This is a genomic window from Bacteroidota bacterium (assembly GCA_018266835.1).
Classification (GTDB): Bacteria; Bacteroidota; Ignavibacteria; order Tepidaquicellales; family Tepidaquicellaceae; genus JAFDZO01.
Map to the genome: position 1 here is coordinate 155450 of JAFDZP010000002.1, position 26945 is coordinate 182394.

The 26945-nt window shown below is 35.1% G+C and carries 31 protein-coding genes; 3 read left to right on the forward strand and 28 right to left on the reverse strand.

All coding sequences use genetic code 11. The annotated features are described in order from the left end of the window. Positions 1-27 precede the first annotated feature (27 nt). Entirely contained in the window at positions 28-507 is a 480-nt protein-coding gene (locus tag JST55_02530; GenBank protein ID MBS1492356.1) for a hypothetical protein, read from the reverse strand. A gap of 172 nt (positions 508-679) precedes the next feature. Here JST55_02530 and JST55_02535 point away from each other — a divergent pair, with 172 nt between their 5' ends. Both JST55_02535 and JST55_02540 read left to right on the forward strand, forming a co-directional pair. Next, positions 680-2923: a UvrD-helicase domain-containing protein gene (locus tag JST55_02535; GenBank protein MBS1492357.1), complete on the forward strand. Its 2244-nt coding sequence runs from the start codon at positions 680-682 to the stop codon at positions 2921-2923. A gap of 152 nt (positions 2924-3075) precedes the next feature. Further along, a complete protein-coding gene (locus JST55_02540) occupies positions 3076-3480 on the forward strand; it encodes an EVE domain-containing protein (protein ID MBS1492358.1) in 405 nt (134 codons plus the stop codon). 974 nt (positions 3481-4454) lie between these two features. Here the strand turns inward: JST55_02540 and JST55_02545 are convergent. The 26 genes from JST55_02545 to JST55_02670 form a co-directional block, all read right to left on the reverse strand. After that, positions 4455-8117, reverse strand: a complete 3663-nt coding sequence (locus JST55_02545) for a CoA activase (protein MBS1492359.1) — start codon at positions 8115-8117, stop codon at positions 4455-4457. Positions 8118-8133: 16 nt separating this feature from the next. Beyond that, positions 8134-8331 (reverse strand): type II toxin-antitoxin system HicA family toxin, encoded by a 198-nt coding sequence (locus JST55_02550; protein ID MBS1492360.1) that lies wholly within the window; start codon positions 8329-8331, stop codon positions 8134-8136. After that, entirely contained in the window at positions 8324-8548 is a 225-nt protein-coding gene (locus JST55_02555; GenBank protein MBS1492361.1) for a type II toxin-antitoxin system HicB family antitoxin, read from the reverse strand. The genes JST55_02550 and JST55_02555 overlap by 8 nt, the downstream gene beginning before the upstream one ends. 21 nt (positions 8549-8569) lie before the next feature. Next, a complete protein-coding gene (locus JST55_02560) occupies positions 8570-10348 on the reverse strand; it encodes an activator of (R)-2-hydroxyglutaryl-CoA dehydratase (GenBank protein MBS1492362.1) in 1779 nt (592 codons plus the stop codon). A gap of 22 nt (positions 10349-10370) precedes the next feature. Continuing rightward, positions 10371-11681, reverse strand: coding sequence for an oleate hydratase (locus JST55_02565; GenBank protein MBS1492363.1), 1311 nt, complete (start codon positions 11679-11681; stop codon positions 10371-10373). A gap of 107 nt (positions 11682-11788) precedes the next feature. Continuing rightward, on the reverse strand, positions 11789-12664 hold the full coding sequence (locus JST55_02570; GenBank protein ID MBS1492364.1) for a phytoene/squalene synthase family protein: 876 nt from the start codon (positions 12662-12664) through the stop codon (positions 11789-11791). After that, positions 12665-13531 carry a squalene synthase HpnC gene (hpnC, locus tag JST55_02575; protein MBS1492365.1) on the reverse strand — a complete coding sequence of 289 codons (867 nt, stop codon included), beginning with the start codon at positions 13529-13531 and terminating at the stop codon, positions 12665-12667. Positions 13532-13539: 8 nt separating this feature from the next. After that, on the reverse strand, positions 13540-15330 hold the full coding sequence (locus JST55_02580; protein ID MBS1492366.1) for a tetratricopeptide repeat-containing sensor histidine kinase: 1791 nt from the start codon (positions 15328-15330) through the stop codon (positions 13540-13542). A gap of 369 nt (positions 15331-15699) precedes the next feature. Continuing rightward, positions 15700-16068: a VOC family protein gene (locus JST55_02585; protein MBS1492367.1), complete on the reverse strand. Its 369-nt coding sequence runs from the start codon at positions 16066-16068 to the stop codon at positions 15700-15702. Positions 16069-16088: 20 nt separating this feature from the next. Further along, positions 16089-16601: a 2'-5' RNA ligase family protein gene (locus JST55_02590; protein ID MBS1492368.1), complete on the reverse strand. Its 513-nt coding sequence runs from the start codon at positions 16599-16601 to the stop codon at positions 16089-16091. 90 nt (positions 16602-16691) lie between these two features. Next, positions 16692-17123 carry a VOC family protein gene (locus JST55_02595; GenBank protein ID MBS1492369.1) on the reverse strand — a complete coding sequence of 144 codons (432 nt, stop codon included), beginning with the start codon at positions 17121-17123 and terminating at the stop codon, positions 16692-16694. A gap of 115 nt (positions 17124-17238) precedes the next feature. Continuing rightward, on the reverse strand, positions 17239-17634 hold the full coding sequence (locus tag JST55_02600; protein MBS1492370.1) for an SgcJ/EcaC family oxidoreductase: 396 nt from the start codon (positions 17632-17634) through the stop codon (positions 17239-17241). A 4-nt stretch (positions 17635-17638) separates the two neighbouring features. Next, a complete protein-coding gene (locus tag JST55_02605; protein ID MBS1492371.1) occupies positions 17639-18064 on the reverse strand; it encodes a DoxX family protein in 426 nt (141 codons plus the stop codon). A 24-nt stretch (positions 18065-18088) separates the two neighbouring features. Beyond that, complete coding sequence (locus JST55_02610) at positions 18089-18628, reverse strand: dihydrofolate reductase family protein (GenBank protein MBS1492372.1); 540 nt, start codon at positions 18626-18628, stop codon at positions 18089-18091. Between the two features lie 10 nt (positions 18629-18638). Continuing rightward, positions 18639-19187 carry a dihydrofolate reductase family protein gene (locus tag JST55_02615; GenBank protein ID MBS1492373.1) on the reverse strand — a complete coding sequence of 183 codons (549 nt, stop codon included), beginning with the start codon at positions 19185-19187 and terminating at the stop codon, positions 18639-18641. Continuing rightward, on the reverse strand, positions 19184-19753 hold the full coding sequence (locus tag JST55_02620) for a dihydrofolate reductase (protein MBS1492374.1): 570 nt from the start codon (positions 19751-19753) through the stop codon (positions 19184-19186). Before JST55_02620 ends, JST55_02615 begins: the two co-directional genes overlap by 4 nt. Before the next feature lie 15 nt (positions 19754-19768). Further along, entirely contained in the window at positions 19769-19975 is a 207-nt protein-coding gene (locus tag JST55_02625) for a hypothetical protein (GenBank protein MBS1492375.1), read from the reverse strand. 14 nt (positions 19976-19989) lie between these two features. Then, positions 19990-20475 carry a VOC family protein gene (locus JST55_02630; protein MBS1492376.1) on the reverse strand — a complete coding sequence of 162 codons (486 nt, stop codon included), beginning with the start codon at positions 20473-20475 and terminating at the stop codon, positions 19990-19992. Positions 20476-20555: 80 nt separating this feature from the next. Next, positions 20556-20966, reverse strand: coding sequence for a VOC family protein (locus JST55_02635; GenBank protein ID MBS1492377.1), 411 nt, complete (start codon positions 20964-20966; stop codon positions 20556-20558). A 24-nt stretch (positions 20967-20990) separates the two neighbouring features. After that, positions 20991-21431 carry an SRPBCC domain-containing protein gene (locus JST55_02640; GenBank protein MBS1492378.1) on the reverse strand — a complete coding sequence of 147 codons (441 nt, stop codon included), beginning with the start codon at positions 21429-21431 and terminating at the stop codon, positions 20991-20993. Positions 21432-21467: 36 nt separating this feature from the next. Continuing rightward, positions 21468-21824, reverse strand: coding sequence for a nuclear transport factor 2 family protein (locus tag JST55_02645; GenBank protein MBS1492379.1), 357 nt, complete (start codon positions 21822-21824; stop codon positions 21468-21470). 32 nt (positions 21825-21856) lie between these two features. Next, positions 21857-22195, reverse strand: a complete 339-nt coding sequence (locus JST55_02650) for a nuclear transport factor 2 family protein (GenBank protein MBS1492380.1) — start codon at positions 22193-22195, stop codon at positions 21857-21859. 16 nt (positions 22196-22211) lie between these two features. After that, positions 22212-22721, reverse strand: a complete 510-nt coding sequence (locus JST55_02655; protein MBS1492381.1) for a DinB family protein — start codon at positions 22719-22721, stop codon at positions 22212-22214. A gap of 29 nt (positions 22722-22750) precedes the next feature. Continuing rightward, positions 22751-23128 carry a DoxX family protein gene (locus JST55_02660; protein MBS1492382.1) on the reverse strand — a complete coding sequence of 126 codons (378 nt, stop codon included), beginning with the start codon at positions 23126-23128 and terminating at the stop codon, positions 22751-22753. An 11-nt stretch (positions 23129-23139) separates the two neighbouring features. Then, a complete protein-coding gene (locus JST55_02665) occupies positions 23140-23715 on the reverse strand; it encodes a dihydrofolate reductase family protein (protein ID MBS1492383.1) in 576 nt (191 codons plus the stop codon). 17 nt (positions 23716-23732) lie between these two features. Further along, positions 23733-24119, reverse strand: a complete 387-nt coding sequence (locus tag JST55_02670; protein MBS1492384.1) for a DUF1428 family protein — start codon at positions 24117-24119, stop codon at positions 23733-23735. 132 nt (positions 24120-24251) lie between these two features. On the opposite strand from JST55_02670, the gene JST55_02675 reads away from it, so the two are divergent. After that, positions 24252-25235 carry a helix-turn-helix domain-containing protein gene (locus tag JST55_02675; GenBank protein MBS1492385.1) on the forward strand — a complete coding sequence of 328 codons (984 nt, stop codon included), beginning with the start codon at positions 24252-24254 and terminating at the stop codon, positions 25233-25235. A gap of 6 nt (positions 25236-25241) precedes the next feature. Here the strand turns inward: JST55_02675 and JST55_02680 are convergent, their stop codons facing one another. Continuing rightward, the gene (locus tag JST55_02680; protein MBS1492386.1) at positions 25242-26945 is read right to left on the reverse strand and encodes a CocE/NonD family hydrolase; all 1704 of its coding nucleotides are present in this window, start codon (positions 26943-26945) and stop codon (positions 25242-25244) included.

Genomic DNA, 26945 nt, shown 5'->3' on the forward strand with positions numbered 1-26945 from the left:
TTAAACTTTGATGATATTTAATAATTTTTATCTTCCGTAAAAACCATTGTATCCATAAGGATTGTAATAACCGTACGGGTCATTCTGCATATTTCTGTATTCAAACTTTATTGAGGAGTTCTCTGATAATTTGTAATCTATCGAAGCTCTTGATAATGAAATTCCTGAAAAATCTTTCTGCAATTGATTTGAATATCCCGTTCCATAAACTGAGCTTGCAAACGGAGAGTACTGCATCGATACATCTGCGCTTACAGTTAACTTATCGTTAAATCTGTATGCCATTGAGTTCGTATAAGTTGCAAGTGATAAACTTCCTGTTTGAGTGCTGAGCATTGAAACATTAAACGAATGTGACATTGAGAAATTTTTCGGATTAAAAATTCCGAGAATTAAATTTCCCGTTGACTGAGTGTACGGATTTTTTTTGGTTTCTATTGGTTTAAATTGAGAGTAGCCGGAGTTAATGATGACAAGGGATATTAAGACAATCAGAAGATGCTTCATTTTATAATTTATTTAATGTAAAATTCATAGATTATAACAGAAATGTCAATGTAAAAATTCAATTAAAATCGTTTAATCTCATCTTAATTTTTCCTATTTTACAATGCCTCACAATCATTTAATTCACTTAAAAAAAATTAGTTCCAAAGGACTTATAAGGATTTAGCAAAAAATGCCATTAGACTTAAGCATTCTCAACGAAGAACAGAGAAAGGCTGTTGAAGAAATTGAAGGACCAAGCATAATTATTGCCGGCGCTGGAAGCGGCAAAACCCGTGTTTTAACATACAAAATAGCACATTTAATTGAATCAGGCGTAAGCCCCTATGAAATTTTAGCGCTCACCTTTACCAATAAAGCTGCCTCAGAAATGAAGGAGCGTATCGGCAAGCTTGTTGAAATCAATGCCGATAAGATATGGATGGGCACGTTCCACAGCATCTTTGCGCGCATACTCAGATTCGACGGAGATAAAATTGGTTTTGACCGGAACTTCACTATTTATGACTCAGATGACTCTGCAAACGTTGTTAAGCAGATAATGCTGAACAGAAACCTTTCTATTGAGAACCCGACTCCGAAGAGTATTCACTCGGAAATCAGCAAACAGAAGAATAAACTCATAACTCCGGCAGTATATGCATCGATAGCAAAGTCCCCTTTTGAAAGAAGAGTTGAAGAAATTTATCCTCTTTATCAGGAGACGCTGCAAAAAAATAATGCAATGGATTTTGATGACTTGCTGATGAAGCCTATAGAATTATTTATGCAGAATCCCGATGTGCTTGAAAAATATCAGGAGCGGTTCAAATTTATTTTAGTGGATGAGTATCAGGATACGAACCGCGCGCAGTACATGATCGTGAAAATGCTTGCGCAGAAATATAAGAATGTTACTATAGTTGGTGATGATGCGCAGTCAATTTATAAATGGCGCGGAGCTGAGATACAGAATATTTTTGACTTCGAAGAAGATTTTGATGACAGCAACGTTTTCAAGCTTGAACAGAACTACCGCTCAACCAAAAAAATTCTTGCGCTTGCAGATGATGTAATCAAAAGAAATAAAAAACAGTTCAAGAAAGATATATGGACAGATAATTTTGACGGCGAGCATATCACTCTGCTTGAAACAATGTCAGATAAAGATGAAGCATATAAAATTACGCGATATATCACCGAAGAAATTTATAAACAGAAATATAATTTTAAGGACTTTGTAATTTTATACAGGACAAATGCGCAATCAAGAATTATTGAAGATAGTTTAAGACAAAACGGCATTCCCTATTTAATCGTTGGCGGTATCCGTTTTTATCAGAGAAAAGAAATTAAAGATATAATTGCAAATTTAAGGATTGTTGTAAATCCAAATGATAATGAATCGCTTCTTCGTGTTCTCAATATCAAAGAAGGTATCGGCAAAACTACAATTGATAAGCTTACCAGAATTGCTGAAATCGAAGGCAAGCAGTTAATGGATGTGTTGAAAAATGTTGAAGATTATCCTGAATTCGGCGGCAAAACAAAAAATTTACTTGTTGAAGTTGCAAAGTTCTCCGCTAAGTATAAATATCTCAGCGAAGAAATGTCACTTACGGAATTATCAAAAAGTATAATTGATGAAACCGGATTGATGTATAAGCTGAGATTAGAAAATACACTGGAATCTGATGAACGGTTGAGCAACCTGCAGGAATTAATTTCAGCAATCGCTCAGTACGATGATAACAATGAAGGTGCAACACTGGAAGGATTTTTACAGGAAGTTTCGCTCGTTGCCGATATAGATACCCTCGATGACAGGAAGAATGCTGTAACTCTCATGACTATTCACGCAGCAAAGGGACTTGAGTATCCCGTTGTATTTATCACGGGACTTGAAGAAGGACTTTTCCCTTCGATGAATTCAATTTCAAATCTTGAAGATCTTGAAGAAGAGCGAAGATTATTTTACGTAGCAGTCACACGAGCAAAGACGAAGCTCTATCTTTCATTTGCAAATATGCGGTACCGCTTCGGCACTCCGCAGTACCAGATGAAGTCAAAATTCATAAAAGAAATTTCTGAAGATATTTACAATGAGCATATAAAGTATGAGGGAGTTAAAATTCCACATGCAAAAAAAAGTTCTTCATCCACTTCTTCCGGCTATCAGAGGCAAAGCATTGCAGTTAAGTTCGATGCGCAGAAAGCAGGATATAAAAAGGAAGAGTATTTTGCGCAGACTACTGATGATGCCTTTTCCGATATTAAAAAAGGCGTTGTTGTAAGTCACAGCACGTTCGGCAAAGGCACTGTGCTTGAAGTCGTTGGCAAAGGCGTAGATAAAAAGGCGGAAATATATTTTGATGATATCGGATTAAAAAAGATTGTACTGAAGTATGCTAAGATGACGGTTTACAATAATGAATAATTAATAATGAATAATTAATAATTAATAATGAATAATTAATAATTAATAATGAATAATTAATAATTCATTGCTCATGTAAAATCTTGATGTTCGTTCATTAAAATAAAAATTTTCGTTATTCATTATTAATTACTAATTATTAATTATACAAAATGAATTGGTTACTCAAAAGTGAGCCCGACGTTTACAGTTGGGACGACCTTGTAAAAGATAAAAAAGCTGTCTGGGACGGCATCAATAACAACGCTGCACTTAAACACATGCGCGATATGAAAAAAGGTGAGCTTTGTTTAATATATCATACAGGAGATGAACGCCAGGCAGTCGGTATTGCAGAAATAACTAAAACCGTTTATCCAGACCCTAAGCTTGATGATCCGAAGAGATTAGTATTCGATATTAAACCTAAGAGCAAACTTAAAAATCCCATAGGCATTGCCGATATAAAAGCAGATTCATTTTTCAAGGACTGGCTGTTCGTAAGAATAGGAAGACTCTCCGTCGTTCCCGTTACAGATGAGCAATGGGAGAGATTGATGAAGATGGCAGGAATGTAGCAAGTAGAAAGTAGTAGGTAGAAAGTATTTAGACTTATAAAATAACCTGACTCGTGCGAAGTCCGCCTTGGCGGATCAGGTCAAAAGAAAATCACACCCACAGCCGTTGTTGGTCTCCTGACCAACAACCACAATTCTTGTAGAGACGCATTACATGCGTCTCAAAACATATCTAATGCAAGACACATGTAAGGTGTCTTACAAAAACCAAGAACAATTAACAAACAACCAAACTCAATTCCTGTCAAGTAAAATTTAAATATTTCTAACTATTAGTAGTAATAGGTATCATCTGATTTCATTCCAAAAAAATTCTGATTAAATTTATATACACTCGGCTTCCTCTTCATTAAAATAATGGTGCAAGAGAAGGTCTTAGAAAATGTGACAATAATATTACTTTCAGTACATTGACCTGACAGGATTAAAAACCTTTCAGGTCAAAAGTAAAATGTTATTCGCCTAGGCGAATTACTCTGTAACAAAATTTGAAATCCTTATTCGCCGAAGGCGAATCCGTCAAAAATCCGTCAAAATCAGAAAATAAAATTTTCCGGTATTGTAAAAACAATATCAACAGGTATTGAATGATGAAAAGATGGATTAATTAAAAACAAAATGTGACAATAATGCGACTATAACACACGGCTTCCCCCTCCTTACGAAGGAGGGGGACTGAGGGGGCGGTCAGAAGAAAATGTAACAATTATGCGACTTTTCAATTAACAATTAGTAATTAACAGTTAACAGAAAAAAGTGACAATAATGTTACAATGCAACATTCCCAACGAGGACGTTGGGAATGAGAAGAAAAAATGTGATAATAATGTACAATAATGCAACTATCTGTGACATCATACGAATCATAAACATCTGTGATCCAAAATGCGACAATAATGTGACTATAAAACAAAAAACCTGACTCCGCTTTCGCAAAATCAGGTTTAAAAATTTCTACCCACTAACAGGTAAAATTATTCTACTTCAGATAGTTCTTTCTTCTTGAACCTCTCAGGAATATTAATCTCAATTTCCCTGTGAGGCTTTGGAAACATAGAACCGTTGCCGTTTTCATCAGCCAGCTTTGATAGCTTTTTGCCAAGCTCAAGCTGTCTGCGGATTTTCATTTCGTATTCTTTCAGCTTCTCCTCTATAGTCATAACTTTGTTCTTATTCGTTACCATATCTTCGCGGTAGCGTTTTAAGAAGTAGCTGATAGTTTCAATTCTGATTTTTATAGCTCCCGTCGGCTTATTCTCATCGATATCTTTGAATGAGAAGTAAGGCGTACCGGATGACTCGACGATTTCCTGAACAACTGTATAGATAGGAGCGTCGTGTCCGCACTTGAAAGACGAAAGCTCAAGCGCAACTAAGTTCGGATGGCGTGCAGTGTACTTTGCAGCCCAGACTTTACGCGATGTATTTTCAGAGTAAGAATTTTTCCATACGTCATCAATATCCATAGGAGAGCGGAGCAATCCCGAGCGTACATCATCGCCGAAAAGCTTATCGAGTGTTTCATCATCAGTCGGCAATGCATCCTGGAAAAATACAGGATAGCCGAGCTTCTGAAACTCTTCAAGGATTTCGTGGTTGATACCCGGGTCATTATGATAAGGTCTTCCAAGCAGAACTATACCAATGCGGTCTTCGTTCTCTAACTGTGTAAGAACTTCTTTGGATTTTGTTTTTAAGTCTTCATAGAATTTATAGAATGCCTTGAAGCCTTCTTTAACTGCTCTGCGATTTTCTTCCTCGGATAATCCGAGACGGTCTTTGAATTCATTGAACAACTGCCTTGCAGTAAGCTGCTCGCTGTTCAATTGAATAAAAGGACAAAGGTATTCAAGTCCTGATTCTTTAAATAAGTCACCTTCTTTAGTGAAGGCAGCTTTAGCCGCTTCGATAGTTGCAGTGATAGTCGGGCATGCAGTGTGCGCCTGTGCATATTCTAAATCCGACGGCATTGTATCAACTATCGGAGCAAATATAAAATCTAATTTTTTCTTTTTATTCTGAACGTAAACTAAATTATGAATATGCGGAATCGCAACCTTCGAAGGAAAACATGGGTCAATGCTTCCGCGCTTGGCTCCGGCTTTATACATTTCTTCGGAAGTGTATTCGCTGAATACAAAATTGCCTGGTTTTATTCCCAGCGCTTCAAAGTAAGCAGTGAAGAAAGGAGTATGCGAGTACATGTTCAGTAAACGCGGAATACCAATAACAATTTTTTCTCTCTTTGCAATTTGCTCTAAACGTTTTGATATTTCTTCCTCTGAAGATTTATTCTTTAATAGTTTTTTTAACGGAGATTTATAAACCTGATTTCTTACATCTTCATCTGTGTCTTTTACAATCGGAGGTTTAAAGGTCATCCATACTTTCGTAGCAGCTTCATCAACTATATTCGGATTTGCTTTCTTGATTGTATCGAGTCCCGATTTAATTCCCTTCATATCGGCGATATCTTCTACAGTTCCTTTTTCGCAAGTCGCAATGATAAGCCGCTGAATTCCATCTTCCATAGGGACTTTGGATTTCGGGTTAACAATTTTTTCCGGCTGAATGATATTAAGCTCAACAAATTTTCTTTTTTCTTCTTCGAAAACTTCAGGAGCAATGTTATCTGTCTTAACATCAATAAAAGTCCTGAGACATTTATTCTTGCAGAAGTAACAGCGTGTATCTTCTGAGCGTGTTGTCTTATATAAAATCTGAGAAACTTTTTCTAAACCAATGAACTCTGTTCTATGACCATTATGATACAATCGGGCCGCTTCAATACCACACCCAATTGCGCCCGCTTCACCGGTGTGCCGGTGAACATAAATGTTAGGGGTAATGCCGGAGCCTTTGAAGCGCTCCTCTATAAAATCTACTTGGGATTTTACTGCAGCAAGATTATGCTGTGTTCCGCCCTGCAATACAAATGTAGAGCCGAGCTTTGCAAGATTCGGAATCTGCGATACATAGAGCCAGATATTTTTCGGAAGAACGTTTGCAAGTCCTGCCATAATCTCTTCTGCTTTCCATCCCTGGCGTTGGAAGTCAACAATATCGGACTGCATAAATACTGCGCAGCCGTAACCGAAAGTCGGGAATGTTGTAGCAGAGAAAGCAACGTTAGCAAATTCTTCTACTTCATATCCAAAGCCCTGAGCAGTGGACTGAAGAAAATATCCGTTACCGGCAGAGCACTGTGTATTCAGTTTAAAATCAACTACACGTCCCTGATTCAAAATTATAATTTTAATATCCTGTCCGCCAACGTCACAGATGACATCGGTCTCAGGATAGAAATGCAATCCTGCCTGAGTATGGGCAACTGTTTCTACCAATGCAACATCGGCGTGAAGAACTTCTTTAAGAATATCTTTGGCGTAACCCGTTGTTCCTACTCCAAGAATTTCAAGAGTAGCGCCTTGCGCTTCAACTTGTTTCTGAAGCGAGCCAAGTATATCTATACAATCTTCGATTGGATTTCCCTTGGAAAGCTGGTAAGCTTTTACCATCACCTGTTTATCAAGCGAGACCAAAGCAGCTTTTGTAGAAGTAGAGCCGCCGTCAATTCCTATGAAACCACGTACAACTTCACCGGGCTTGAACTGATGCGGAGTGAATTTTGGAACTTTATATTTTTCTTTGAATGCAACAAGTTCTTCGGGAGATTTGGAAAGTCCTGTAGTATTTCCAACTGTGTTCAGTTTCTTTTCAGCTTCACGGCCGAATTGAATATAGTGTTCAAGACCTTTATAACCTTTATAAATTCCAATGTTATCTTCTTCATCTTTACCGAATTCAACTGCGCCAATACAGGCAAAGTATTGAGCGTTATCAGGTACTCGAATAAGCTCTTCAATAGGTTTATCTGGTACAACAATTTTTCGCTCTTCCCAGATTTTTGGAATATTCGAGCGCCAGCAGTCAATCATTCCTTTTATGAATGTATTGGGTCCGCCGAGCAGAAGCACTTCAGGCTTAAGTGTATGTCCGCGTGTAAGCACGGAAATATTTTGCTGTATGATGGATTCAAAAAGAGATGCCATAAGCTCATCGGCAGGTACACCGGATTTTTGCAGACCGTTAATATCGGTCTCTGCAAATACTCCGCACTTCCCTGCAACGGGATGAAGGCGAAGACCTTCGTAGCCCATGTTACAAAGTTCTGCAGTCGGGATTTTCAGCTTGGCATTAATTTTATCTATAACCGCGCCTGTACCCCCTGCGCATTTGTCATTCATCGAAGGGATTTTTTTCTTCTTCCCTGTTTCAGCATCTTCTTTAAAGATGATAATTTTAGCATCCTGTCCGCCAAGCTCAATGACGGATAATGTATTTGGATATAATTTTTCAACGGCAAGCGAAACTGCATTCACTTCCTGTACAAACTTTGCTCCTATGTGTTTACCGATGTTAGAGCCGCCGGAACCAGTTATGAAAATACGGACATCGGAAGGATTGGAAATTTTACAATCCTCTTCCATTTTTTTAAGAAGCTCAAGTGATTTTTCCGGCTGTTTAGTATCGTGCCTTTGATAATCAGACCAGATAATTTTATCTGTTACAGCATCAATAACAATTCCTTTTACAGTAGTAGAACCAACGTCAAAACCGATATAAAATTTAGGCATGTTTGTAATAAAATTTTTAATCAGAATCTATCGCATCAAAAACTTGTTTAACAATTTTAGGATGCAATATTTTTCCAGAGTGAAATGGTACTACAACTCTGATTCCATTTTTAAAATAAATTCTGTGACTTCCTTTTGTTCTTTGAAGTTCAAATCCTACTTTAAGCAAAAGATCTTCTGCATCCTTTGCTGTTAACCTTGGAAGCTTAGCCAACTTTAGCCTCGTAATAACCAGTTAGAATTTCTTTGCTTGATAATTCGCTAAGTTCTTCAGGTGTTAAAGTTTCCAGGTATAAATCTATGGCTTCTTTAATATTAGCATAAACTTCATCCAGTGTTTCACCCTGTGTCTGACATCCTTTTAACTCAGGGCAATAAGCATAATAACCATGCTGATCTTTTTCTATAACTGTACTAAATTTTACACTCATAGTTTTTATTTATTAATAATTTTAACCTTCAACTAATGTTTCTTTTACCGTAGTCTTTATTCCTTCAGCTTTCATAATTTCAGCAACATCAAGAATGAAGTTTGCGCCGATTCCTGCAATACCGTGTCTGTGTGAAACTTTAAAGAAAGGCTTTTGCAGGTCCTCTCTTGTTTCAACAAATGCTTTTATTTCTTCTATTGAGTATCTTGTTTTAGCAAGGCATTCGTTATATTCAATTTTTGCTTTTGCTTTAGCTTCACCGAGAGCCATTTGGACTCTTGAGTGTGCGTTAACATCTCCTTCACCTGAAGTTTCTATAGGAAGGAATATCATATCTTTGTAAACAGATGTAACAACTGACTGAACTCCGTCAGATTGTGTCGAAGGCATACAGCCAAACGGCTTCAATGAAAGCACCATATGGCAAAGATGATTTATTGTATAATAAATACTTTTCCCGACTTCAAGATGGCCTTCGCCGCCTTCTACTCTTGTATTATAAAATTTATGAGCAAGGTCTTTCAGCACTTGCTGGTCAACGATTTCATGGGGCATATTATCAAAAGCTTTACGAACTCTGTTATATTCTCTGGTAAATATTTTTTCAGCTAATCCAAGGATGAACATATTCTGCTTGAACTTCTTTTTCAATAAGAACTTTTCTTTCATTGATAAGTTTTCGTTGAGGTCTTTTGCAAGGTCTAAACCTTTTTCATCTTTGTTAACTTCTTTTGCCTGGTGCAGCATGTATAAAATCCAAGTGGCAATCGGCTCAACTAAAAGCTGTGCGCCTTCCCTTTCCAGGAAAGGAAACATATTAAAATTACCGTCGCCTTCAGTTGTCTGCGCCCAGAATTCACCTGTGATTTTCACAATCGGTTTCATTCTGGTCCTGTCAACTTTTATAGCATTAAATTTTTCTTTTATTTCATAGACTGTCTCTAAATAATAATCACCGAGTATCTGGTCAATAAATTTAGAAACATAGTCTGAAGATGGAATGAACGAAAGAAGTTTTCCTAACTTCGTATTGAAATTGAAATACTGTTTTGATTTGAATTTATGATAAAGCATGTCAATCGATTCTTCCATGACTTTATCTGTTTCACCTTTATTAACTTCGTATGGTCTTATCTGGTAAGCTATATCGTTTATTAAATCTCCGATCATCATTGCATTGAGAAGACCAAGAAAGAAATCAAGATTCATTTCAAGTCCTGCTTCAGCTTCTTCCTGTGAGAGTCCGCCTGTTTGCTGGAAGATAATAACTCTGAATCCATCAAAGCCGGAATTTCTTAAAGCTAAACGATACTCAGCTTCGTACATTCCGAAGCGGCAGGGACCGCAGGCGCCGGCAGTGAAGAATACATAATTTTGTTTAATATCATCTTTGGAAAGACCTTTGTTTTCTAGTCCCTGCAAGTGCTGAACAAGATTTCCTACTGTGAAATACGTAGGATTGCACTGGCCGTTATTGCCGTATTCTTTGCCAAGCTGAAATGCTTTTTTATCGGGAGTAGCAACGTACTCGGTTTTGTATCCGAGTCCTTCAAGAGCGCCTTGAATAAGTTTTTCGTGTTTCCATGTTAAGCCGCCGAAAAGTATAGTTGTATTTTCTCTGTCGCTTTTTTTGAAAGCGTGTTCGAAAGGACGTTTGAAGTGATCTATTTTTTTTGCTTCGACTCCATATTCTTTTTCAAGTCTCTGCTTTTCTTTTATTAAAAGTTCTTGTACTAAATCTTCAGTGTTTAATTCTTTTTCGTGGAACTTGATCTCTGATGAAGGAATGACAGTTGGCATAATTTTAGAATTAAAGTTTACACTAAAAAAAAGTTGAAATAATTTTGGAGCTTTTTATTGCGCTCTCTATTGTGGCAGGAAGACCTGTATTGGTCCAGTCCCCCGCTATAAAAAAATTTTGTATTGCTGTTTTTTGATTAGGTCTTTCGTTAATACTGTCGTTATCCGGAATAAATGTTGCGCGTTTCTCTTTTATAATTTTATAATCTTTAACTTTTAATTCATCGAATCCTTTTAAGCACTTAAATAATTCAGACAAACAATTTTTGTAAATCGTTTCATTTGATTCATCGGTTAATTCGTCTAAGAAATCCGATGCGCTTATAACTAAAGATAGATGTTTGGGGTTTCTTTTGAAAATCCACTGAACTTTCGTTCCGATAAGACCTGTCATCCCGAACGAATTATTTTTCAATAAATCGGAAGGGACTTCATTTTCAAAGAACAAATGAAGGGAAATTATAGATGATGAATGTAAATTGCCCCTGCCCTTAAAATATTGATTATAATCGTTAATTTCAAATAATTCTTTAAATCTGAAAAACGGAACTGCAGAAATATAATAATCAGATTTTACTTTATTTCCTGACTCTGTAAGTGCAAAATCTATTTCGTTATCTTTAAATACTAGCTTTGATATCTTTTCCTTTTCAAAAATTTTAATATTGTTCTTTTCAAAGTAGGTTAATGCATCATCAATAAAAAGCTCATTTAAGTTTACCTTAGGTATGACAAGATTTGAGAATGACTTTTTCGAAAATCCGTTCTTTAAAATTTCAAGAAAGGTTTTACAATTAATATTTTCAGGCTTTGCATTAAACACTGCAAGTATAAACGGCTCCCAGAAATATTTTATAAGAGTCGAAGTTTGTTTTACAACCTTCAACAGTTCTGCTACATTATCTAGTTTCTCTAAACTTTTATCAGTAAATATTTTGTAAATTTTTAATACGGAAAGTTTATCTGAAAATGAGAGTGCTTTAAAATTTAATAAGCCAAATAAAAGATTAAACGGAGCAGGGAGATTATACGTTTTTAAGTTGTAAGAATTTTTATTGTTATCATAAAAATTAACTTCGAGGTTGGATTGAAAATCAAGCTTATCATAGGAGCCGATTGCTTTTAGATACTCAAAAGTATTTTCATACCATCCGGCTAAAATATGCTGACCGTTATCGAAGTAGAGATTTTTTTCTCTGTCATAAAAACTGTATGCGCGGCCGCCGAGCTTGGGTGATGATTCAAATAACTGAACATTGTAACCTTTCTTATTAAGGAAAACTGCCGATGAAAGTCCTGCCAAACCGCCGCCTATTACAGTTACAAGTTTCAAATTTCGAGTTACAAGTTAAGTAATGTTTGGTATTAAAATAGTTAATTAGAGGATAGGATTACATTCTAATTTGCCGTTGCTAATTTGCCGTTGCTAATTTGCCGTTGCTAATTTGCCGTTGCCAGTTTACGGTTATCTTTAGAGTTGTAAAGAAGTTTATACTTGAAGAGTACTCCAAAAGTAATATATAATTTTTTTGCCTTGGAAATTTTTGCTTTCTTTTGGAAAACATTGTAGTTCATCTTTTCAATTTTTTCTAGGATGCGGAAGTAAATATGCTCCATAATTCTTGCAGCAAACATAAGTCCCTTATCATCTTTTGATAATGACTTATTCGCTTTCTCATAATATTCGTGAGCGCGTTTGCATTCATATTCCATTAGAGCAATGAATGAATCATTATACTTATTTGCCATTAAGTCCTCTTCGGTGTATCCGAATTTTTCCATGTCTTCCTTAGGAAGATAAATTCTGCCATTCTCTGCATCGATTTTTATATCGCGGAGAATATTTGTAAGCTGAAGAGCTACTCCTAAGTTAATTGCAAACTCACGTGTGCTTTTATTTTTGTATCCGAAAATTTCTATGCACATTAATCCGACCGTTGCGGCAGCGCAATAGCAATACTGATAAAGCTCATCGAAGGTTTTATATCGCTGGTTTTGTAAGTCCATTTCCATTCCTTTGATTAGTTCAAAGAAAGGTTCAACGGGGATATTATACTTTCGGATAATATTATTGAGATGATTTAATAAAGCGTATTTTGATTTGCCGTGCTCTGCAAGTTCAAATTCGTTTTTCCACTCACGGATTTTTTTATACTTAACTTCAACTGAGTCTGAATTTTCATCAACTATGTCATCGGTCTTTCTGCAAAAAGCATATACGGTATTAATAGCGTCGTTCTTCTCTTTTGATAAAAAAGAGAACGACGATAAAAAATTCGATTTGCTTTCCGCTGCTATTTGCTTTTGTTCGCTCAATTAAAATATTGTCTTTATTAAGATCTTAAATTTATCAGAACCGGAAACCACGGGTCTTGTGGTCAAAGTTCTGTAATTTAGCATTTCTATTTTATTTATAATAGTCATTCCCCCGTAATAAGTTGCTTTTAATTCGTACTTTAATCGGCCGCTTACTAAATTCGGCAGCTCTTCGCCTTTTTTATAGAATTCTTTTGTTTTGGCTATAAGCTCTTTTATTATATTAATATAATTTTCATTCTCTACTTTATTATTAAGAAGCTCGTAATTGTAATTATGCTTTTGCAAAATTTCATTTGGAATATAAACACGATTGATTTCTAAATCCCGTGCTACATCCTGCCAGAAATTAATAAGCTGTAGTCCTGTGCAGATATAATCTGATAGTGCAAACAATTTTTTGTCTGTATATCCAAAGATATAAAGCACTAAATGTCCTACAGGATTAGCTGAATACTTTGAATACTCAAGCAGCTCTTCGAATGTATCATACTTATCTTTTACAGAGTCCTGTTTAAATGCTGTTAACAAATTTTTAAGTTCAATTGAAGGTATATTTAAATCAAGCAATGTTTTATAAAGAGCAATAAAAATGTATTTTGTCTCTTCTTGCAAATTTTCAAGTTGATTATTTAATACGCAGTCAAGCTCATCTTCCAATAGATTTAATCTTGCAAGCTTTTCTTCTGAAGTTAAAATAGCAGAGTCAGCTATATCATCTGCGTATCTTGCAAACGAATAAACTGCATATACATATTTTCTTTTATCTTTGGGGATTAAAAAAGAAGCAACAGGAAAGTTTTCGTAATGATTTTTAGTAATTTTTTCACAGTGGGTAAATGCTTCATCAAAATTAATATTGTTCATTAACAAATTTAATCGGAAATCAATTTGAATTTCACTCTAAAATTACTGCCTTCACCGTACACGCTTTCACACCAGACTTCGCCGTCCATGGATTCAATTAACTTCTTAACAATTGATAGACCTAATCCGGTTGAATTTTCTCCCGCTGTTGGTTTTGTACTGAGCTTTGAAAATTTCTTAAATAGCTTTGGCATTTCTTCCTGCTTAATCCCTACACCTTCATCTATGAATGAAATAATAACAAACTGCTGAGAAATATCTTTTTCACATTTAACTGTTACTTCGGATTTCAGAGGAGAATATTTAATTGAATTGGAAAACAAATTTTCGAAAACTTCATTCAACCCCATATAGTCTCCGAGAATGATTAATTTGGCACAGTCGCAAATCATATTTATCTTAATACCTTTTCGTTCAGTTAAAACATTGTTATCGTTAATAACTTTTTCAAGCACTTCCAGTACATTGATTTCTTTTTTTGCTAAATTAATTCTTCCGCTTTCGATTGCATTTATATCAAGAAAATTTTTAATTATATCCTGCATCCGCATCGAAGTAAGCTCGATTTGTTCAAGTTTTCTGTCAATCTGCTCAGGAGTATATTTATCTTTCAGCTTTCTTAAGGCAGATACCGATAAGGAAATTGCGCTTAGGGGATTTTTCAAGTCATGCGCTGCCATACCTAGAAATTCATTCTTTTCATTATTAAGCTCGAGTAGTTTTTCATTGGCAGTTTTTAATTCTTCGTTAACTGTCCTATGGAATTCAGCTTCCTGCTGGACGAGTTCAACTCTGTGCATTACATTCAGATATTCTATTTTTGATTTCGATGATTCCTGATAAGATTCCAGGAAAAGTTGATACTTCTGACTGTAACAATTGTAAGCTTTCTCAAAATCTTTTGTGTCGTGATATACAAGCGCAAGAACATCGTTCATATTTGAAATAATCTGCTTGTAATTATTTTTGAAGGCAATTTCTCCGCATAGATTTAAATACTCAATTGCCTTTTCATAATTCTTAGCATTATAATTATTGGAGCCTAATAAGAAATAAATTTCAGCAGTATAGTAATCGTAATTATGTTCCTTACTTATTTTCAGCGACTCTGTATAATACTCTAAAGATTTATCCTGGTCCTTATAATAATCTGCCGCAATGTTGCCGAGATTATTATAACAAATTAAAATTCCCTGATAATCTTCAAGTTTCTTTTTTATTTCAAGTGCTTCATTATAGTATTTTTCGGCAGGTTCATAATCTTCTTTCCCAAAATAAACATTGCCGAGATTTATAAGAATCATTGCTCTGCCTTTTTCATCGAAGAGTTCATCTTTTATCTTCAATGCAAGATTCAAATAATCCAATGCATTATCGAACTCCTTCATCTGAAGGTAGCAGTTCCCTATTGTATTACAACAGGTAGATTCAAGTAATCTGTTCTTGGTTTTTCTGGTAAGTTTTAATGACTCAAATGCACTCTTAAGACTTTCTGCATAGTCACCATATTTATACTGGCAAACAGCTATAAGATTTCTGCAATCAGCTTCTTCATTAATCAACCCGAGTGAGCTGAACATCGGCAGAGCTTCCAGTGTTTTTTCGAGTGACTTATCGTAGATTGTACTGCGGTAATAAATTCTTCCGGAGAGCAAGAGGCTTTTAGAAAGCAAGGCTTCGTTATCCTTTTCGCGGGCAATTGCTTCAATTTTTAAAGCTTCTTCAAGAGCTTTATCTCTGTCAGAATCAATTTTTTTCTGATATTCTTCTAATACGGCGTTGAGGATTTTTTCGTCCATTAAGATGGATAAATTTGCTGCTTATCAAATTTCCCGAAAGGATGTATTTCAGAATATAGCAAAGAATTGAAGAAAAAAAAGCAGAAATAAAGAAGATTTCATTTATATAAATGGAGTTTTTGCTCAAATAATTTCAATGGTATTGAATAATATAAAATTATATATTGCATTTCCTGGGCTGGGAAAAATTTCAAAATAATAATCAAATATTATGGAAGAAAAAAAAACAAAAACAGGAAGCATTATGGTGAAGGGAATAATCGGAATTGTAATACTTACAACTCTTCTCATGATTTATCTAACAATTGTTTTGTTGTATGAAGGTAATACTTTCAGATAAATAAATTTGTTTGAAATTTCATCTGCAATTTAACCTCTTTCCTGAAAAATACTGAAAATATTTCCTGCCGGGTCACTGAACTTTGCAGTTATCTCCGGTGTATGCGCTCCAATTCCATGGGTAATTTTGCCGCCTTCTTTTACAATTTTTTGCATTATTTCTTCAGCATCATCTACCATGATATAAATATTTAATCCGGAATCACCATGAGGTTTTCGGTTCAGAACCCAAGTTCCGCTTACCTGACCAACTCCGTCATCGAATGCAGTACTCCCATCGTCACGTGTACGGACTTGCCATCCAAAAACATTTTTATAAAATGTTGAGGAAGCTTTTATGTCATTTGCCGGGATTTCAACGTAACAAATTTTCCCGTTACCTAATGTTGGTTCACTCATAACATTCTTTAAACTTATTATTATAATTTTATTTTTTCCAGAGTTGTGGCACCTTCATAATTTACTATATCAATTGAAGATATTGTTCCGGATATTTCGAAATCGTGTGAGTTCCAGTCGTCCACCATTTTTTTACACGCTATTACATTTGTAGAATTACCAATTGTAATATGGGGAATAAAATCTATATCCAATTGATGATAAGGAGCTAATTTGCCACTGTAAAGTTTATCATGCATTTTCCTGATTTTACTCTGGCCTTCATCGGGGACAAGAAATGCATAATAATTATCTATAAAAGCATCTTTGTTTATTGTAGCGCTCCGTAATGTAAATGAAAAAGGTTCAATTCCCTGCAACTGCTTTTTAATTTCTTCAGTAAATATTTTTTCGGTAAAATCTTTAACAGGAAAAACTATAGTGAAATGAGTTCTGATTATTGAATACAATGAATCATGCTGCCTTCGGTAATTTTCGATAAGCTTAAAGTCCTTCTCGCTTAGTTCGGGATATGCTACTGCTAAGAGTTTCATGTATTCAATGATAACTCTTTTACAAAAAAACTTACACTTATAAATTTCGGACTTTGAGAATTACCCAAAGTCCGACTTAGTATTCAAATATTAATTGTTACGCGGAGCATCGTAGCTTATCATCCAGGATATACCGAATTTATCCACGCACATACCGAAGTAAGAGCCCCAGAATGCATCTGCCATTGGCATTATTGTGTTCCCGCCGGCTGTGAGTCCACCGAAAAATTTATCAGCATCTTCTTTGCTATCTGTGCTGACTGAAATATTATATCCCCCGCTGCCATATGTTACTGACATTAATGGAGGGCAGTCACTTGCCATAAGCACACTATTTCCAATAGGAAAAGATATGTGCATAATTTTGTTTCCATCAACTTCACCATGATTCATTGGAACATCACTTGGTACATCTTTATAACGCATTATCATTGCGAACTCACCGCCAAATACTGATTTATAATAATTCATTGCTTCTTCGCAGTTGCCGTTGAAATTTAAGTAAGGATTTAATGCTGACATTTTCTTTTTATTAAAATTATGAAATATTTTTTACTTGAGAGATTTTTGGGGTTATAAAATATTTAATTATTATTGAGAATCTTTAAATACTTCTCTGAGCTCACCTGTTAACTTTTCAGCTAACTCCAAATGCAGCAGGCGTATTTTGGAATATTTCAACAAGCCACTTACTGTCATGTTTTGCAGCAACTAAAGTTTGAACGGCATTTACTTGCGGAATGATATCCGTTCCTTCAGGATTTACCATACTTACAACTGAACGCAGAATGGCAGAATCAGAATTTAGAAATCTTACTTCACGTACTTTATATACATACGGATTCACTTTATGCTCAGTGAAAATCTGCTGCATCTGTTTTTCTATATTTTCTTTTCCGTCATGCTGACTTCCGTCAAAGCCTATAAAGTTTGCTCTATCTGTGCAAAGTTCTGACATACCTTTAGCATCATTTTCATTCCATGCTTGTAATAAATTGTGATATAGTTTTCGAATATCATTTTCGTCCGACATATTTTTATGCTTTATTTTTCTTAAAGAACAAATAATCAAGGCTGTACTTCCCTGCTCCTAAGAATATCAGACAGATAAATACTGCAAGCATCTCAACCGGCTGAATAACGTTGTACCACTGGTCCTGCATTTTTAAATGAGTACTTGTTGCAACTATCATCGTAAAAGCCATAAATGCAGCTGCTGGTCTGACAAATAAACCAAGTACAAGTAGAATACCACCGCCAAACTCACTCATTGTAGCCATGAATCCCCAGAAAGTTGGCGCAAAAGAAATTCCGAAATTTCCCATTGATTGACCAATCATAGTCCACATTTCCGGTCCCATTTTTATTTTCATCATTCCATAAATAAGAGCAAAAGCGCAGCCAACCCCAAGTCGCAAAGCTAAAATTCCAAGGTCTTTATTATTTTCAAGAAAATTTTTCATGATTATTTTTTAAATTCTTTTGATTTACTTTTTCTCGTAATGATTTACAATTACACCAGAAGGTGAAGCTTTCGATTTGACAAGTTTAAGCACTTTCATATCAATACCTTTGAATAAATGTAGTCCATTGCCGAGTATAACAGGAACAGTCATAAGGTAATATTCATCTATAAGTCCTGCCTTTGCAAATGATGTAACAAGTCCGCATCCGCCGTAAAGAATTAAATTCTTTCCATCCTTCGCTTTTTGTTTTTTTATTTCTTCTTCTATATTAGCGGATACCGTAACATCGGGATATTCCATTGAAGTAAGAGTTTTAGAAAAAACTATTTTAGGAAGGGCATTTATCTTCTCTGCAAATTCAGAAGTGTCGTTTGGCCAGTAATCTAAAAATCCTTTTGCCATTCCTCTTCCGAGAAGAATTAAATCGGACGAGTCTAAAAGCTCTGCTGCAGGACTTCCGGATTCAGTTCCTACATTAGCAAACATCCAGTCAAGCTCACCGTTTGGTCCGGCAACATAACCGTCGATGGAAGTGTACATTTGCAATATTACTTTTCTCATATTAGTAAAATTATTTTTTAGGTTCGTAATGATTTATTATTTCTCCTGAAGGAGTAGGGGTTGATTCTATAAGCTTTAGAACTTTCATATCCATTCCATCAAATAAATGCTTACCCTTTCCGAGAATTACCGGAACAGTGGAAAGGTAATAGTCATCAACAATACCCAGCTTTGCAAATGATGTTGCCAGTCCGCAGCCGCCGTATAAAATTATATTTTTACCCGGCTTGGCTTTCTCTTCTTTAATTTTTTCCGCAATATCTTTTGATATAGTAACATTGTCCCAGACTATATCTGATTCCTTCATAGTCCGTGAAAAAATTACTTTGGGAAGTGAGTTTATTCTTTTTGCAAAGTTTGATGTTTCTTTTGGCCAGTAATCGAGAAATTCTTTTGACATTCCCCGTCCTAAAAGAATCAGGTCAGATTCCTCTAATAATTTTTCTGCCATTTTAAAGCCTTCTTCACCGCTGTTTTCAAGCATCCAGTCCAGTTCACCATTAGGTCCTGCCACATATCCGTCCATCGATGTATTCATTTGCAAAATTACTTTTCTCATGATAATTTTATTTTAATTTTTTCAGGCTGATAATAGAGAACTATCACACCTGAATTTAATTTTCTTGTTTTAAAAAGATTTAACTTTATTTTACCGTCAATATTTTTGAACATAGGACTTCCTTTTCCTAAAATAACGGGATTCAAAATAATTCTGTATTCATCTATTAATCCGAGATTTGAAAGATAAGAAACAATTTCACCGCTACCGAATATCACGATATCTTTGCCGGGAAGTTTTTTCAATTCGTGAATTTCTTCAGGAATATTTTCTTTAATTATTCTCGAATTATTCCAATCGGCTTTTGAAAGTGTTTTTGAAAGAACTATTTTAGGAAGCTTATTCATCATATGTGTTATCGTGGCATCATTATCAGTCGCATTAGGCCAGTAAGCTGCCATATGCTCATAAGTTTTTCTACCATACAATATGGTATCGACTGTTTTGAACATTTCTTTTACGTAATCAAAAAACTCTCCTTCGACAACAAACCAATCCAATTCTCCTTTGAGCCCTTCAAAGAATCCGTCGAGCGTTACAAGATTTGATACAATTACTTTTCTCATCTAAAAAAAATTTATTTACTCTAATACTTCACAAATAAAACCTTTACAAATTAAAACTTCAGAAATTTTCTCCGGTATAACTTCATCGCTTTCAACCCGAAGGATTTTATCGCAGTCATCGAGGTCATAATTTATATCACCGCCAAACATGGATTGCAGCTCGGCGGTAATTTTATCTGCGATTATTTTATCTTCAACATTTGTTTTAAAAACTTCCACCATTGTCCCGATAAAATTTATTTTCCTTCAGCTGCATCTTCAAGCTTTTGAATATCAATCTTCTTCATCTGGTATAAAGCATGCAGCACCCTTTTAGTGGTATCACCGCCTTTTGATATAAGCTCGAATAAACGCTTTGGAGTGATCTGCCATGAAAGGCCGAATTTATCCTTAAGCCAACCGCATTGTGACTCCTGCCCGCCATCTGCAGTAAGCGCATTCCAGTACTTATCTACTTCTTCCTGTGATTCACAGTTGATGACAAATGAAATTGACTCATTGAATTTGAACATAGGCCCGGCGTTCATTGCTCCGTATTTAACTCCGTCAAGCTCAAATGAAAGCGTAAATACTGACCCTTCGTCCTTACCGGTCATTTGGGCGCTCTCTTTATCAAGATATCGGACTTCAGTTATTTTTGAATTGGGGATTAAAGATGTATAAAGCTTTGCAGCTTCTTCTGCCTGTGAATCGTACCACAGGTATGGCATCACTTTGCTCATAATGTTTTTAATTTTATATTTTTAAATTTTTTTTTGAGAAGTTAAATTAAACTGAATTATTAATTACTCCTTATTAATTATTAATTAGAAGCCGGCATTTTGCTCATATCCATATATACATATTCCCAATAATGTCCGTCTAAATCCATGAAACCGCGACTATACATAAAATCAGGGTCCTGACTTTGAGGAGATTTGTCCGCTCCTGCATCAACAGCCTTCTTTATTATATCGTCTATTTCTTCCCTGCTTTCTGCAGAGAGACATATAATAGCTTCGTTACACTTTGATGTATCTGCTATTTCTTTTTTAGTGAAGCCTTTAAAGAACGGCTCAACTAAAAGCATTACAAAGATATTTTCGCTGACTATCATGCATGTTGCATTTTCATCAGTGAACTGAGGGTTGAATGTATAACCAAGTTTGGTAAAAAACTCGACAGTCTTTTTAAGATCTTTTACAGGTAAGTTTACGAAAATTTGTTTTGACATTTTTTTATGTAATTGTTTTAGTTTTTAATTTTGTTCTGCTAGTTCTTTAAATTTTGCAAAAGCCTTTTCCCAGAGACCTGACATCATGTCGTACATTTCTTCATTCATATCACCTTCCAGTTCTAAAGTCGTAACACCTTCTTTTTCATTCATAATATAAGTTTCTCTTCCTCCTGCAAAATCTTTTGCCATATCACTTTCGTAATCTTCTTTGCCGTTGACAAGCATACCCGTATATTCCATTGAAAGAATTTCCGTCGGATCATTTTTTATAATTTTAGCAACGATTCCGTTACCGCTATTGTCCTGAAAATATGCCGTGCTGCCGACTTTCCAGTCAGTAACTGCATGTGATTCCGGATGAAACTCTGCATACCATATTCTTGTATATCTGTCTTCAGTTAACACTTGCCAGACTTTTTCTTTTGAAGCATTTATCTCAATTGTTTTTCTGATTTTCTTCATTGTATAATTTTAAATTATTAAAAAGTTTGTTTTTGTTTATGTTTCCCTGCCGAAGTAAACGTCTACAGATTTTATTTTTCCGTTTTCTGCAGTAAAAAATTCGGTGTTACGAAAAGATTTACCGTCTTTCATTATACATTCATATCTGGCAAATGCTTCGCTGCCCTCTGCAAAAATTTTTTCAACAGTAATTTTTTTCATATCAGCGCTGTGCGGCCAGCATCTTTTGAAATATTCTTCCCTGTTTATAAAATCATCGTACGGACTTGAGAAAACGAAATCATCACTTAAAATTTCTTCTATTACTTCCCGTGTTTTGTCTTCATAAGCCTGGAAACATTTTCTTATTAGTCCGGCAATATTTGAGTTAATATTTGAGTTATCGTTTTCCATATTTAATTGTTAGAAAGTTTTTAAATTGTAAATTACCTTCCGAAGTAAACATCTATCGATTTTATTTTCCCGTTATCCATAACAAAAAATTCCGTATTGCGAAAAGAATTTCCGCCGTTCATTTCTGCTTTATATCTTACAAATGCCTCGCTTCCCTCATCAAAAATTTTTTCTACACCTATTGATTTAAATTTTGAGCTGTGGAACATGCAGCTTTTTAAGTGTTCTTCTTTATTAATATAGTCATCCTTAGGACTTGAGAAGACGAAATCATCACTTAAAAGCTCTCCAAAAGTATCCCAGTCTTTTTCCATATATACCTCAAAGTATTTACGTATTACTTCTGCAATATCTGATTTATTATTTTCCATATCTTCTATTAAAAAATTAATCGTCGTATTTAATTCCTTCGTAGCCTAAAAGTCTGCGCCATAAAATAATTTGTCCTATAAGATTCGCCTCCCTGTAAGTCATAAATGCAATCAAATCAAAGTAAGGCATTTTCATATCAGGCATTTCCGGCATTTCAAAAGTGCTGTCAAGTTTTTCATCGGTTATATTCATCAAAACTTCTCTTAAAGCGGGAGCAGCTATATCGGCATCTTTTTTAAAATCCGCCATTGAAGGATACTTAGCATCATCCTTGATTCCCTGATGATTTTTAAATAATTCATCTGCATTCTGTTTCAGCTCACTGCCGCTCAGCATGTTTGCCAGCTGCATTCTTTCCTGAATAAAACTTCCAGCAAGCCATGCAGCATGGTTAGCTTTAGTGTTAAGACGGTTTTGTGCATCCTGTTCAGATATACCCTCAATTGCTTTATTAAAAAATTTTGTATGCATATCGTACAGAACTACTAGGGGGTACATTCTGTCACTAACCGGCTTTGTTTTCATTTTAAAATTATTTTAATTATTCAAAAAATTTAATTAACTGTTTGAGGTTTTTCCAGTTTCTTCCATAGGAAATAGGATACTAACATCAAAGCGAGAAGGATAAAAGGGAATATTACAAGAAATAACCCGTCACTGGCGTATGCCCTAGAAGCTGAAGCACCCAGAAAATGAAAAGTGCATCCGGCATAAGCCCACTCTTTAAGAGTTTTGAATTTATTTTGAAAAATTCCGATGCCTCCGAGGATTTTAAACGTTCCCAAAATTGTCATTATATAAACCGGATAACCGAGATGCCTCATAATTTCCTGCCCTTCCTCCACTCTCATTACTCCGCTGACTCCATCCATTATCATGAACAGACAAAAAATGGTTGTTACAATCCAGTATGTAATTTTTATTTTTTTCATTTTATTAGATGTTATCTTTTAACTTCATAAATAAGTTTAACAATACCGGATTTATAAACATGAGAGTCCTTTAGAACAAGTTTAGTTATATCCACATCTTTGAACATTGGAATTCCTTTGCCGATTACAATTGGATTTAAAAAAATTCTTAACTCATCCAGTAAATCCAGCCTCATAAATTCCTGTACAATGCTCGGGCTGCCGAATATCATCATACTTTTTCCTTCTTCATTTTTCATCTTTGTCACTTCTTCTTTTATATTATCTTTTATCTGAACTGTGTTATTCCACAACTCTTCTTTATTTGAATCAATTGTTTTTGAGAAAACCACCTTACGAACATCTTCAACCCACTTTGCGTGATTCAGACTTGTCTCATCGACATTTTCCTTGTTCAGCAATGTCGGCCAGTAGTTTTTCATCATGTAATAAACCACTCTGCCATAGATAGCAGTATCTATATTCTTCATATGTTCCATTATTTCTTTGTACATATCCGGGTCAAGATTTATCCAGTTCATCTCTCCGTTTGGTCCTGCAACGAAGCCGTCAAGCGACATGTGCATTAACGAAATTACTTTTCTCATTTTATTATTTTAATTAATTATAATTCAACAAATGCTTTAAAGCCTCCGTACATCATTTTTTTCATATCGAAGAGCGGCATCATGTTCATCATCTTTTTCATTCTTTCATCAGCCATAACTTTTTTATTAACCTTATTTCGGTTGGCTTTAGAAACGAAGCTGACCATAGAAGTTACAATTACTTCATTTTTTGTTGCCTTCAACAATGCGGGATATTTATCTGCAGGAAGATCATCTCCGATAAACTCACGGCACTCAAGCGCGCCGTACTCTACAACAATTTTTGCATACTGTACTGCAATTTTTTTGTAAGCTGGGAAATTCTTTTTAGAAATTACCATCAGATAAGCATCAACGTACCCTTTAGCACTTTTATTTGTTTTTGCTTTTACCATCTCTTTCATTTTCCTTTGGTTAATTATTAAAGTTGTACAAATATACAGGCATTGGTTCTCTCATCAAAGAGGTAAATACGGCAATCTAAGGGGTTGAATACGACAACCATATTTTATATTTTTATTTATACTAATATTGATATGAAAAAGCACATTTCAATCCTGATTCCCCACGGTCACACAAGCGTTTCGAATATTGAAGGAACGCATCAGATATTTTCTGAGGTCAATTCCCTGCTTGCATCAATGGGCAAAAAACCCGTTTTTGATATACAATTAGTAGGAATTTCAAAAGAAACACCGCAAAGAAACGGATTATTCAAAATTACTCCGGACATACTTACTAAAGATTTAAACAAAACGGATTTAATTATAATACCCGCTATTCACGGAGACCCCGAGAAGGTAATGGAAATGAATAAGGAATTTGTTCCGTGGATAATGAAGCAATACAGAGGCGGAGCGGAAATTGTCAGCTTTTGCATAGCCACCTTCTTTCTTGCTAACATGGGATTGCTGAAAGGAAAACAATGCGCAACTCACTGGAGATTTGCAAATGAATTCAGAAAAATGTTTCCGGATGCTAATCTTGTTGACGATAAAATAATGACTGAAGATGACGGTATTTATACAAGCGGTGGAGCGTATTCATTTTTAAATCTTAATTTATACTTAATAGAAAAATTTGCGGGACGTGATGTTGCTATTGTAATTGCAAAAGCGTTTATGATTGATATTGATAAAATCAGCCAGTCTCCTTTTATTATTTTCCAGGGACAGAAATCACACGAAGATGATATAATAAAAAAAGCGCAGGATTATATAGAAGGAAATTTCAGAGAAAAAATCACAATAGATGAACTTGCGCATGAAGTTGCGCTTAGCAGAAGAAGTCTTGAAAGAAGATTTAAACATGCAACATCAAACACCGTTACAGAATATATTCAGAGAGTAAAAATAGAAGCCGCAAAGAAAAGTCTGGAATCAACAAACGAGAATGTAAATGAAGTAATGTACAATGTAGGATATGCCGACCCGAAGGCATTCAGAAGTATATTTAAAAGAATTACAGGACTTTCACCTGTAGCTTACAGAAATAAATACAACCCCGCAGTAGCAGCGTAGATAATTTTATTTCCATACAGGAATTTTTATATAGCTGTCATTGAACCATTTTATTTGTAACGGTTCTCCTGCATCGTTCATTGTTTCATCATTAACGTCTTTGCCGCTTCCGTAATTTATGACATCATAAGGATGTTTGTTCACGTTAAGAATAATCAACAACCTGCTTCCAATATTTATCTGCTTGCAAACCAATCTTGTATTATCGAAATCAATTACCTCTTTTTTACCGGGCTGAAGCAAATTCCTTTTACCCGCATCTTTTGTATAGCTTGCCCGTCCTAAATATCTTGTAAGATAAAAATACTTAAAGTCCGGAGTTACCTCATAAAATGCAATAGATACATCCATATCTTTCTTATTTATAATTGTTTTCAAAGAGCCAAAAAAGGAACCGGTAATATTGAATGTTTTTTGAAAAGGTTCAGTTTCGAAGACCAATCCGTTACTTGCGTCTAAAGAATCATTAATAATAAACGGAGTGAAATAATTATTCTGAGTTGTTCTGTCTTTGAAATTAACTGTTTGCTCAAGAAATGAATTCTTCTTAGAATTTTCAGTCGACAATAAATAATTACTTCCTATTTTGGAATCGCTTAAATAAAAAGTCAGAGTATCATTATTCATTTTTTCTAATGAAGGAACATGTTTCCATTCATTAGCACCCATGATTTCGAAATTAATTTTATCTTTTAAAATTTCAGGCTTCTCTGCTCCTTTAAAAATATAATCAAGCCATTGATATGCCAGTTTCCTCATACTTATATTTGCAGCAGAATCAATTTTATACCCCATTAAATCAGCAGATGCTTTTCCCTGTCCGCCCCAATGGTCATATGGTCCGATTACAAGATAATGATTTGCATTATTATTATATTGATAATGAAGTTTAAAATATTTCAAAGCTCCGATTTGTGAGCCGTCATAATATCCCGTTGTAGTTAGCAGAGGAATATTTATCTTTGCAAATTCATTTTCATTGGGAATCATGTTTTTCCAGTAGCTGTCATAATCTGGATGACTCAGCCATTTCTGAAAAATCGAATTAGGTTGTCCGGCAAGTGTATCCATAGAGCGGAATGAAGTCCCCTTCTCATACCAAGTGTCATTCAGATTTTCAGGCAGCCGTTTATATTTGTAAATATTGTCATTGCTCCAGCTAAGTACTGCAGGATAAGGAATATTATTTTCCATTGGTGAATCATATCCGGGCATTACTGCAACCTGTGGAACAATTGTTTTTAATGCGGGATGTAAATTTTTAGCCGCAGCCCATTGAACAAATCCTGTGTAGCTGCCGCCGAACATACCGACTTCACCGTTACTCCATGTCTGTTTTGTAATCCAGTCAATTACATCATAAACATCATCGCCGTCATGTTCGTATGGAGCGTAGTCATTTAAATCAGTTCTTATACCTCTTGAGTATGCAACTATTCCTACGTAATCCCTATCCGCTGATTGTTTGCCGAATATTGCATCACCGGGTCCCTGGTAATAAGTTGTATAAAATAAAATAACGGGAAGACGTTTATTGTTATCTTTTTTCTGAACGATTGTCGCACAGATTTCAAATCCGTCCCTCGTTTTTATCAGAACAGAATCCTGAATACTATAAACACTGTCTGAAAGATTTTGTGTGGATTGCTGTGCTGATGTGATATTAGAACATATCACAGCTATAAATAAAACGATGAGGAGTTTTTTCAA